Here is a 10,042-nt window from a genome sequence, read left to right as displayed (position 1 = left end):
CCTTTTTTGTTGTTTAGTATTAAAGTGTTCTTAAGCACTCGCTTGGTAATCGCTCTGCTCATTGGGGCATTTTACATGAGGCGTTGCTTTGCCTATAAATGGCCCTTGTAAGTAGTTAATATTCGCTGCACATAGCAATTCGTATTGTGCTTCTGATTCAACATTGCCGACAATTAACTGTATTTCACGCTCTTTACACAATCGTGCTAAATGCTTAATGAATTTTAAAACTTGTTCGTCACTTTCAATATGTGATGCAATTGCGTCATCTAATTTTATGGCATCGATGCTGAGTTTCATTACTCTACTTACGGTTAATAAGCCGCTGCTGACAGAATTTACTAAGATCTTTACGCCTTTACCTTTGAGTATATTGATTGCTACAGCCATGGCATTGAAGTTATCTAAAACATCCTGCTCATCTAACTCGAATGTGATCAGGCTTGGTTGCGGATAACGACGAAGTTCTTGGGAGATAAAATCAATCAGTTGAGGGTCTGACGCATCCTGATAGCTTAGATGTATGGCCCATGCAGTTTTTGACTTTCTGAAGCGGGTGACACATTGAGAGAAAATGTGTCTTGTTAGCTGGCCTTCCATTCTAGATTGTTTCACAACCTCAGAAAAAGCCTCATCACTTATCATTCCTCCTTGCTCATCAAGGACTCTCGCGTTGCAAAGGTATTGATAAACATGGTCATTATTTGGTGAGCAACGAGGTGTAAAATAGACGACAACACGATTATGTGAAAAGGCATCATTTAAGGTCTTGGCCATAGCAAGACGGGTATGTTGTAATTGTTTAGCCTCATGTTTGTCTATGCTGTAAATACAGACCAGCTCTTTTTGCTGTATAGCTTGTCGACATGCAACATAGGCATTTTCAAGCAATAGTGATTTATTCCCTTCGGCAATGCCTGCATTGAGTTGAATGTATAAATGTGGGCGCTGTAAAATCGGTGAGCTGACAGGGTACTGCTGAACTAAGTTACTTAAAAAGTGTTCCCCACGCTCACTATCACAGAGTAACACCAGCTTTGAGGTGGCAAGTCGGTACACATAAATAGAGCTAGATTGCGCTGCAAAGTAGCTCATCACTTTGCTCATGACTTGATCCCCCACACTGGCGCCGTAAAAACTGACAATATTTTCAAGCTCATGTACTTCTACGATGGCGAGGCTTAAATGCTCTCGTTTGTAATTTTTTATATCGTGCTCTAAGGCAATTCGATTTCCAAAACCAGTTCGGGGATCGGTCGTTAAAGATTTTCGGTAAAGCAAAAAGTAAAAACTAGCGACAAGCACAGCGATAAAAAAGAAAAAGCTACCACTGAGGATAGCGCGGGTTACACTGGCATTTAATTGTGCTTGCATTGAATCAGTCGTTATATCAGCTCCAACCAAGTAGGTTTTTCCGGCTTGGTTTATATAAGGTACAAAAATGGTTTTAAATCGACCCCATTGGTCCTCTGATATTTCGTAGACTGGCTCAGTGGAACGAAAAGCGCCTTTATTACTAATTGTTGCTTCGGGGTAAGGATCTAAAAATTGAGTGAGTTTATCCTCCCTTAAATCTGCTTGAGTAAAGCTTGAAGAAGTGAACAATACAAAAGGGGCTTCATAAGCCATGCTATAAACATATTCGACTTCAAGGGTATTTGCTAGTTTTGATAATTTCTGGCTGAGTTGCTGATATTGTTCAGGTGTCACACTGGTTAAATCATCATGGTATTGTTCACCAATTATTAGCTGAGCACTTTTGGCTGCATATAAAAGCTGATTGTCAATTTCACTGATGATGGTTTGTCTTGTTGTCTCGTATGTATAATAAACATAACTGACGAGGCAGGTTAGAAAAATAAAGAAGCCTGCAAATAAGATATTTGCTGGCGAGGTCCTTCTGATCATTGTTAATCCTTATTCTAAAAAGCAGAGAGTTTTTAGAGTGATCACTTTTTATCTAAATATTAGGCAAATAAAGTACTTAAGTCCACATCAAGATTGTGCTTTTACACTTGTATATTGAGCATGTTTAAGTTTTATAGGTGCAAAACGAGACTTTAATGAAAACTTAAAGTACAGTTAGCGGTTTAGTCATATAAGAATTATAAGGCCTGTGTGATTTTATTCGGCACAGGTTGGGTTAACTAGGTAGAAACATGGGTCCTAAGCGTTGTGCAGTAGCTTCTGATGAAACATTAATGCGTATATTTACGGTGCCAGAAGCGCCAGATTCAACTTTAAGTAAGATTGAACTGGAAATCTCCAATAATTTGGTTGGCTTTTTGAATGAGAATATTGCTGCAATTGAAAAGCCTTTGCATGAAGTTGAAAAAGACTTTCAATCAGCTGCGATCCCTGAAGAGCCTATGTTTGTGTCTGATTATGCTCAAGACATTATGGAACAGCTAGTTGCGCATTCGGTGCACACGGCTTCCCCTAGCTTTATTGGTCACATGACTTCAGCCTTACCACACTTTGTATTACCGCTATCTAAGCTGATGGTAGGTTTAAATCAAAACTTAGTAAAAATTGAGACTTCTAAGGCATTCACGCCACTAGAGCGCCAAGTATTAGGCATGATGCACCATCTTGCATATGGTGCTGACGAATCTTTCTATAGCAAATGGATGCACAGTGCTAAAACGTCACTCGGCGCTTTTTGTTCAGGTGGTACTATTGCCAATATTACTGCACTTTGGATTGCACGTAATTGCCTATTAAAACCGCAAGGTGACTTTAAAGGCATAAATAGCCAAGGCTTAGTTGCCGCAATGCTGCACTATGGCTATAAGGGCTTAGCTGTATTGGTATCTGAGCGAGCTCATTATTCATTAGGTAAAGCAGCTGATGTATTGGGTATAGGTCGTGACAATTTCATTGCCGTTAAAACCAGTGATAATAATAAAGTTGATGTTCAGGCTATGCGCGAGAAAGCGTTGAAACTTGAAGCTCAAGGCATCAAGGTCATGGCTTTAGTTGGCGTCGCAGGTACAACTGAGACAGGTAACATTGATCCTCTGAATGAGATGGCTGATCTGGCCCAAGAGTTAAACTGTCATTTTCACGTCGATGCAGCTTGGGGGGGGGCAACTTTATTATCAGCGAATGCACGTACCTTATTAGCCGGTATTGAGCGTGCAGACTCTATTACCATTGATGCACATAAGCAAATGTATGTACCTATGGGGGCAGGCATGGTGCTGTTTAAAGACCCACATGCCACAGACGCTATTGAGCATCACGCAGAATACATTCTTCGTAAAGGCTCAAAAGATTTAGGTAGTCATACACTAGAAGGTAGCCGCCCAGGTATGGCTATGCTAGTACATGCTTGTTTACGTGTCATTGGCCGCCAAGGTTATGAAATGCTCATAGATAAAGGCATTGCTAAAGCAAAATATTTTGCAGAGCTGATAAAACAAGAAGAAGATTTTGAGCTCGTGTCAGAGCCTGAACTTTGCTTATTAACTTATCGCTATGTACCTCGGGCAATTAAATTTGCCATTGCAAACGCAAGTGAAGAGGAAAAGATTGATATTTATGCCGCGTTAAACCGCTTCACGGCAAGTATGCAAAAACGTCAGCGTGAAGCTGGACGCTCATTTGTTTCTCGTACACGTTTAACGCCAGCACAGTATGAAAATCAGCCTACCGTTGTATTTAGAGTGGTATTAGCCAACCCTTTGACTTCTGAAGCTATGCTTAAAGAAATTCTTGAAGAGCAAAAACAATTAGCTCAAAGCGATCCTATCTTCAAAAAATATTTAGCTAAATACTTATAAGCAGTAAGAGATTGATAGTAAAAAAGCCAACTTTATAAGTTGGCTTTTTTTTATGCTGTTCAAATAGTATGCTTAAGTTACGCAGGTTGAACTTAAAATGAAATATGCAGTATTTAAAAACAATAATTTATGTCGATTCAGTAGAAGAGGCATTAGATTTTTACTACCAAGCTTTTGGTTTTGCTACCACAGCCCTAACTGAGTCAGCTGATTATGGTGAGTTAGATACAGGAATGGTGACGCTTGGCTTTGCTTCGCATCCTTTGGCGCAAGCGCAGTTTAAACAAAGCTATATTCGCAGTCATCCAAAACAACCAGCATTAGGTTTTGAATTATGTATCGAGTGTGAAAATGTGATTGAGAGTTATGACAGGGCTGTTGCAGCTGGTGCCGAACCGCTCATGCCACCAAATCATAAGGGAGAGCACACACAAGCCTATGTGCGTGCTATTGAAGGGACGCTGATTGCGTTAATCGCACAAAGCGCGGGCTAGACCTGTAGGCTCGATTTCGACGCAAACGTTCTCATCGTTCCAGTTAAGTCCAAACAGTGCTTGATCTTCATTAAGATCTTCTACCCATTCGTCAAGTAGTTCATCAAGGTCAATGGCCATAGGACTATAGGATTGCCACTCGTCCTTACATTGCGCTTTTGCTTTTTCTTCACTGTCCCATAGTAAAAGAACATCCGCATTTTCAAACTGGTTTGACTCGCAAACAACGACGCCACCATCTTCTGCACCCAAAGCCCAAACCTGTGCACCAAGACGGGTTTGCTCAACAAATGTGACTAATTCTGATTCAATTTCGATTTCGCTCATCATTTTATCCTGTTTAAGCTATCAAGAGTGTCGTGGATCGGTTTGCGTTACACCAGGCAAATTGCTTTGTGTTTGATGGAAAGCCAGCAATTCATCAAAGTTTTGCAAGTCATATAGATCGCGAAACAAGATCCAATCCAGCAGGCAGTATAAACTGATCTTTAGATAACTGCTTTCTAAAAAAACGTCTTTCACACATTGTTCATTTAAATAACCTAAAAGCGCTGTCACTCGTTCATTCTGTAGATTGAAAAACAACCTGTCTTCCGAGGTGTCAAATTCAGAGCGTTTGCAAATAAGCAGCTCAACAAAGGAGTCATTACAGGCATCTATTTGCACAAGTTGGTTTGCCTGCCACCAAGTCATTTCATTTAGCTGTTTTTGCTCCGTTAAATAACGCATGATTAACCCTGAATCGGCGATGTTTAATTCGCCATCGGTCAGAAATGGGATTTTCCGAGTCGGATTATGCTCAACCATGGTTTGTCGATCATCTTGCGCAAATATATCGAGGCAAGTGTAAGGTAAATCGAGTTTATGATAATGGGCAAACATGCGAATGCGGCGAGCGTAAGGGGAGGTATCAGAACCATAAAGATGCATAAGATATTACCTATAGGTGTTATATTTTTGAAAGCTATACAAGGTAAGCAGATATAAAAAAAGCCGCTATTGCGACTTTAATTTGAGAAACTATTATTCTGTTCGGCTAGTAACTTCAAGTAGATGATAGCCAAATTGAGTTTGAACTGGGCCTTGGACCGTATTAACGGGTGCAGAAAATACCACTTTATCGAATTCTGGTACCATCATACCTGGGCCGAATTCACCAAGTTCTCCGCCATCTTGACCTGATGGACAACTAGAATGTTTTTTAGCAAGTTCAGCGAAGTCTGCGCCTTGCTCAATTTCTGTTTTTAATTCTAAGCAAAGAGCTTCGCTTTCTACCAGTATATGTCTTGCGCTTGCAACTGTCATAAATTCTCCGTAATCCTGTGTCAGAGTCAAAATAACTCATGATTTAGTCTAGTATAGATATAATTTTAACTCATGCAATGATTAGAGTGCGTTTTCAATTGCTTGAGTTAAACTTGCTGAAAGCGGTTTGGTACGACTATTAAATCGTTGAACAGTTTTTCTGTCGGCAGAGACCAAGTATTTGTAAAAATTCCACTTCGGAGCGCCGGCTTCTTTATTCAGATGCTTAAATATTTTATTTGCATCATCTCCACGAACTGCCGTTGTTGATAGCATGGTAAAAGTTACACCATAATTGACGTAGCAAACTTCAGCTGTGTCAGCTTCATCATTTTCTTCTTGGAAAAAGTCGTCACTTGGAAAGCCAATAACCACTAAGCCTTTATCTTTATATTTTTTATGTAATGCTTCTAGCTCTTTAAACTGGCCTGTAAAGCCGCAGTTACTTGCGGTATTAACGATTAACAGTGGTTTGTCTTTAAATTCGCAAAAGTTTATAGACTCTTCAGCATGGAGTTTACGCATTGATACATTGGTAAAGTCATCACAGCTTTCAGCTTGCGATGGCATAGAAAGTACTGCATAGCACAAAATTATTAGTTTTAATAAATACTTACACATATGTTTTCCCTTTTTAAATTTGACTGGTTTAAGATACGTTTTCTTTGTCAGTCACGATCATTGTAGAGTAAAACGTATGAATATTCGCTATGCACAAGAATCTGATTTAGAAGCAATCGTGTCAATTTATAATGAGACGATTGCCAGTCGCATGGTTACGGCAGATACAGAGCCTGTCTCTGTTGAATCAAGGCAAGTTTGGTTTCACAGTCATTCAGCGTCTTCGCCACTGTTTGTATATTGTTCAGAAAATACGGTGTTGGGCTGGCTCAGTTATAAAGATTTCTATGGTCGTCCTGCCTACCAAAACTGCAAAGAAATTAGTATTTACATCACACAGAGTGCCAGAGGGAAAAGTCTTGGCAAGCAGTTGCTCAAGTTTGCAGAAGATCATGGTAAGAAAATCGGTCTGAAAGTGTTACTCGGTTTTGTGTTTTCGCACAATGTGCCAAGTATCAAGTTATTTGAGCAGCAAAACTACAGGGTATGGGGAGAACTCCCTCAAGTGGCAGAAATGGATGATCAGACTTATAGTTTGACTATTCTAGGGAAGCATCTTTGAGCAGTTTGCATTATAAAAAATCTCGTTCAATTGAACGCTATGTCAATTTTAGAGTGCACATCTAGTTTATATAAAGAGTAAAAGAATACATTATGTCTAATAAAATACTGATCATTGATAGTAACAGTGTGCTGGCAATGCGCCTAAAAGTTTTGTTCGAACTGTTAGGCGGTGCTGTGGAACACATTCACTATCGAATGTTGAAAGAGCAGTTCGATTTTAATCAATACGATGTTATTGCAATTGCGCATGGTATACCAAGTGATTATCTCGATACTTTATCTGAACTGAGGTCGCACCCCAAATTGATTTTGTTGGCACCTAAGCCAGACAACACCGAGCATTTACAAGTGTTCAGTCAGTTCAATCGAGCTTTACCGAATGGCATCGTTATTTACCCTTTCTTTGCTAATAAAGAGATTACCAACTTACTCGAACGCGTGCTTGAGGTCGGCATAGACTCTAGGCTGGTGTTACCTAAAGTATTATTGGTTGACCATTATCATGAGCGTTTGGAGTCTTTAGCGACAAGTTTAAGAGGTGCTCAGCTACCCGTTGTTACTGCGCACAATAAAGAAGAAGCACTTGAGCTTGCAAAAGACAATGAAGTGGACTTACTCATAAGTGACTTCAATCTAGAGCAAGGCACGGGTTTAGAAGTGTTTAATGCTTTAAAAGCGGTTTCTCCAAATTGCCGCTGTTTGTTATTTACTTCTAGAGCAAATCAAGTCGATATGATGGAAGCAATTAGGCAAGGGGTTGAAGACGTACTAATTAAACCTTTTGATGATAGTGAGTTATTACAATCATTACATAAACTTTGGCAAACTGAATTACTTAAACGCCATAACCAAGAGCTAGTTGAGCGGCTGCAAGATACCGTTGATGCATTAATCGAGCGGGATAGTTTGCTTCGAGTCATTTATAAACATACTCCAGACTCTATTATGCTGTTCTCTCGTTCTGGGCAAATCATCGAAGCCAATGATGCCTGTGGAGAGTTATTGCAATTATCACCTGAAGCCTTACCTGAGCACTCCATTTTTGAGTTATTTGATACCGAAACATCGATTGGTTTAAAAACTGAGATTCAAGATGTAGGTGCACATCGGCATTTTAATTTTGAATTATTGTTACCAAGAGAAAGTGGCCCTATTCCACTCATGGGTACTTTCACTGAAATTGATCACCATGGTGAAATGGCATTTGCAGTTATATTGAAAAATGTAACGCAACTAAAAAAGAAACAGCAATTATTAGAGGAAGCTAAAGAGGTCTTAGAAGTTGAGGTGCAGGCACGAACGGCGCAACTGCAAAAAGCAAAAGATGATGCCGAGGCCGCTAACCAAAGTAAATCCGAGTTTCTGGCCAATATGTCTCATGAACTCAGAACACCTATGCATTCTATTTTAAGTTTTGCCCGTTTTGGTTTAGATAAACTTAATGCAGGTGAAACTCCCATAGATAAACTTAAAAAATATCTATCAAGAATAGAGACTAGCGGTGAACGTTTGTTGCTATTGCTGAATAATTTACTCGATTTATCAAAGTTAGATGCTGGGCACTTTCCATTTAACCCGGGTAATCATGATTTAATGACGATTATTAAAACCGGTATTGAAGATGTTGCAGGTTCTGCATTAGAAAAGTGCATTCAGGTCCAAATAAACAGTCCGGTCGATAAGCTTCCTATGTTCTGTGATCAAGAACAATTAAATCAAGTGGTTCGTAACCTACTTGGTAATGCGCTTAAGTTCAGCCCTGAAAACAGTACGGTAGAAGTCGATGTTGAACTCGAAGAATCTAAAGTACGCTTGATGATCAGCGATCATGGTGTAGGCATTCCTGAAGAAGAGTTAGAGCAGGTATTTTCTAAATTTGTACAAAGTAGTAAGACAAATAGTGGCGCTGGTGGAACAGGTCTTGGTTTAGCTATTTGTAAAGAGTTTATACTACTACATAAGGGTTATATTTGCGCTCAGAACAATAAAAAGGGCGGTGCAACAGTATTGATTGAGTTACCATTAGAGAAACAAAATTAATTAATGGTTTAGCAAATTAGCTTAACCAAGACTATAACTATTCTAAAGGTATCAAGAAAAGGAATAGATCATGGCATTACAGCGTATTTTAGCCGTTGACGACGAACCGTTTAATTTAGAGATCATTGAAGAAATTTTAGACGATTTAGACCTTCAACTCGTTACCGCAGAAAGCGGTCCAGAGTGCTTGGAGGTGCTTGAATCGTTTTCCCCACAAGTTGTATTACTCGATGTCAGCATGCCAGGTATGGATGGCTATGAAGTATGTCGAAAAATTAAAGCAAACCCTGCAACTGCAGACATTGTGGTTATGTTTGTATCGGCTCGAGGTTCAGTTGAAGAACGTATGGAAGGTTACTCTGTCGGTGCAGAAGACTACATTGTAAAACCTTTTGCACATGGTGAGCTAAAAAGCAAACTCAGTAATCTAGGACAAATTTTACTAGAAAAAGAAAGTCTAGAGCAGCAAATTGAGGATGCAACCAGTACTGCGTTTACTGCAATGGCGACCAGCAGTGAAATGGGTCAAATTGTTAACTATATTGAGCAAATAGGTCTGATAGACAATGTCACTGAGTTAGCTCAAGCATTGATCAGCTGTTTATCGAGCTTTGGTTTAAGTTGCAACATGGAGCTGAGAATAGATGATGAGAGACAGCACTTCGCATCTTCAGGTCTGTGCTCACCAATTGTTTTAGAGTTGTTTGAAATTCTGAAATCTAAAGGACGTCTACATGAATTTCAAAACCGCATTCTAGTTAATTATGACGATCTAAGTCTATTGATCCTGAATATGCCTGATGATGATGAAGAAAAGCATGGTCGAATTCGTGATCATATTTGCTTTATCGTGAGCGTGACGGAGCAGCAGTTAAGGTCGATTTTAACTAGACAAGAACTTCAAGAGCAGCAAGCTAACTTGTCTGAAGTCATTTCTATGGTGCACAGTAAATTTACAGGGTTGATGACTTTACTAGACGATAATCGTAAGCATAACGAAGAAGTGTTTCGCTCTTTACAAGAGCAGTTCGAGAATCGAATTCCGACTATGGGCTTAGATGAAGATCAGGAAATTTTCATTTTTACCAATGTCGATGAAGCAATTCAAAACTCAGTGGCAAGGGAAGAGTCTATTACGAAAGTCCGTTCTGCCTTTGCAGAGATAGAAGCTGATTTGTCTCTTATTAATAAGAAGTAAAAAGCGCTTTTACGTGAATTAGTCTTGACTTGATC

The 10,042-nt window shown here is 39.5% G+C and carries 10 protein-coding genes; 5 read left to right on the top strand and 5 right to left on the bottom strand.

What is annotated here, in order from left to right:
- Positions 1-30: 30 nt before the first annotated feature.
- Positions 31-1,908 carry an EAL domain-containing protein gene (locus CWB72_RS16510; RefSeq protein ID WP_138633639.1) on the bottom strand — a complete coding sequence of 626 codons (1,878 nt, stop codon included), beginning with the start codon at positions 1,906-1,908 and terminating at the stop codon, positions 31-33.
- Between the two features lie 251 nt (positions 1,909-2,159).
- Between CWB72_RS16510 and panP the strand changes: the two genes are divergently transcribed.
- Entirely contained in the window at positions 2,160-3,785 is a 1,626-nt protein-coding gene (gene panP / locus CWB72_RS16505; protein ID WP_138633636.1) for a pyridoxal-dependent aspartate 1-decarboxylase PanP, read from the top strand.
- Positions 3,786-3,889: 104 nt separating this feature from the next.
- Positions 3,890-4,279 carry a VOC family protein gene (locus tag CWB72_RS16500; RefSeq protein ID WP_130254055.1) on the top strand — a complete coding sequence of 130 codons (390 nt, stop codon included), beginning with the start codon at positions 3,890-3,892 and terminating at the stop codon, positions 4,277-4,279.
- Here CWB72_RS16500 and CWB72_RS16495 read toward each other — a convergent pair.
- The 4 genes from CWB72_RS16495 to CWB72_RS16480 all read right to left on the bottom strand — a co-directional run bounded on the left by CWB72_RS16495 (position 4,256) and on the right by CWB72_RS16480 (position 6,154).
- Positions 4,256-4,606: a DUF2750 domain-containing protein gene (locus CWB72_RS16495; RefSeq protein WP_130254054.1), complete on the bottom strand. Its 351-nt coding sequence runs from the start codon at positions 4,604-4,606 to the stop codon at positions 4,256-4,258. The genes CWB72_RS16500 and CWB72_RS16495 overlap by 24 nt on opposite strands.
- A gap of 21 nt (positions 4,607-4,627) precedes the next feature.
- Positions 4,628-5,209 (bottom strand): glutathione S-transferase family protein, encoded by a 582-nt coding sequence (locus CWB72_RS16490; protein ID WP_130254053.1) that lies wholly within the window; start codon positions 5,207-5,209, stop codon positions 4,628-4,630.
- A gap of 93 nt (positions 5,210-5,302) precedes the next feature.
- Positions 5,303-5,584: a peptidylprolyl isomerase gene (locus tag CWB72_RS16485; protein ID WP_130254052.1), complete on the bottom strand. Its 282-nt coding sequence runs from the start codon at positions 5,582-5,584 to the stop codon at positions 5,303-5,305.
- 81 nt (positions 5,585-5,665) lie between these two features.
- Positions 5,666-6,154, bottom strand: a complete 489-nt coding sequence (locus CWB72_RS16480) for a glutathione peroxidase (RefSeq protein ID WP_436409862.1) — start codon at positions 6,152-6,154, stop codon at positions 5,666-5,668.
- Between the two features lie 127 nt (positions 6,155-6,281).
- Here CWB72_RS16480 and CWB72_RS16475 point away from each other — a divergent pair, with 127 nt between their 5' ends.
- From CWB72_RS16475 to CWB72_RS16465, 3 genes are all read left to right on the top strand, one after another.
- The gene (locus tag CWB72_RS16475) at positions 6,282-6,767 is read left to right on the top strand and encodes a GNAT family N-acetyltransferase (RefSeq protein ID WP_138633630.1); all 486 of its coding nucleotides are present in this window, start codon (positions 6,282-6,284) and stop codon (positions 6,765-6,767) included.
- Between the two features lie 92 nt (positions 6,768-6,859).
- On the top strand, positions 6,860-8,809 hold the full coding sequence (locus CWB72_RS16470) for a hybrid sensor histidine kinase/response regulator (protein ID WP_138633627.1): 1,950 nt from the start codon (positions 6,860-6,862) through the stop codon (positions 8,807-8,809).
- 70 nt (positions 8,810-8,879) lie between these two features.
- Complete coding sequence (locus tag CWB72_RS16465; protein WP_138633624.1) at positions 8,880-10,007, top strand: response regulator; 1,128 nt, start codon at positions 8,880-8,882, stop codon at positions 10,005-10,007.
- Positions 10,008-10,042 lie beyond the last annotated feature (35 nt).

The organism is Pseudoalteromonas phenolica, from assembly GCF_005886345.1.
Taxonomy (GTDB): Bacteria; Pseudomonadota; Gammaproteobacteria; order Enterobacterales; family Alteromonadaceae; genus Pseudoalteromonas; species Pseudoalteromonas phenolica_A.
Note: the sequence above shows the minus strand (reverse complement) of the source record. Positions and strands in the feature narration are given on the sequence as shown.

What these genes read in the sequence shown, in the direction of transcription:
- CWB72_RS16495 (WP_130254054.1), bottom strand. Translation starts at nt 4,606, where the DNA reads ATGAGCGAAATCGAAATTGAATCAGAATTAGTCACATTTGTTGAGCAA.
- CWB72_RS16510 (WP_138633639.1), bottom strand. Translation starts at nt 1,908, where the DNA reads ATGATCAGAAGGACCTCGCCAGCAAATATCTTATTTGCAGGCTTCTTT.
- panP (WP_138633636.1), top strand. Translation starts at nt 2,160, where the DNA reads ATGGGTCCTAAGCGTTGTGCAGTAGCTTCTGATGAAACATTAATGCGT.
- CWB72_RS16470 (WP_138633627.1), top strand. Translation starts at nt 6,860, where the DNA reads ATGTCTAATAAAATACTGATCATTGATAGTAACAGTGTGCTGGCAATG.
- CWB72_RS16475 (WP_138633630.1), top strand. Translation starts at nt 6,282, where the DNA reads ATGAATATTCGCTATGCACAAGAATCTGATTTAGAAGCAATCGTGTCA.
- CWB72_RS16500 (WP_130254055.1), top strand. Translation starts at nt 3,890, where the DNA reads ATGCAGTATTTAAAAACAATAATTTATGTCGATTCAGTAGAAGAGGCA.
- CWB72_RS16465 (WP_138633624.1), top strand. Translation starts at nt 8,880, where the DNA reads ATGGCATTACAGCGTATTTTAGCCGTTGACGACGAACCGTTTAATTTA.
- CWB72_RS16490 (WP_130254053.1), bottom strand. Translation starts at nt 5,209, where the DNA reads ATGCATCTTTATGGTTCTGATACCTCCCCTTACGCTCGCCGCATTCGC.
- CWB72_RS16480 (WP_436409862.1), bottom strand. Translation starts at nt 6,154, where the DNA reads ATGCCATCGCAAGCTGAAAGCTGTGATGACTTTACCAATGTATCAATG.
- CWB72_RS16485 (WP_130254052.1), bottom strand. Translation starts at nt 5,584, where the DNA reads ATGACAGTTGCAAGCGCAAGACATATACTGGTAGAAAGCGAAGCTCTT.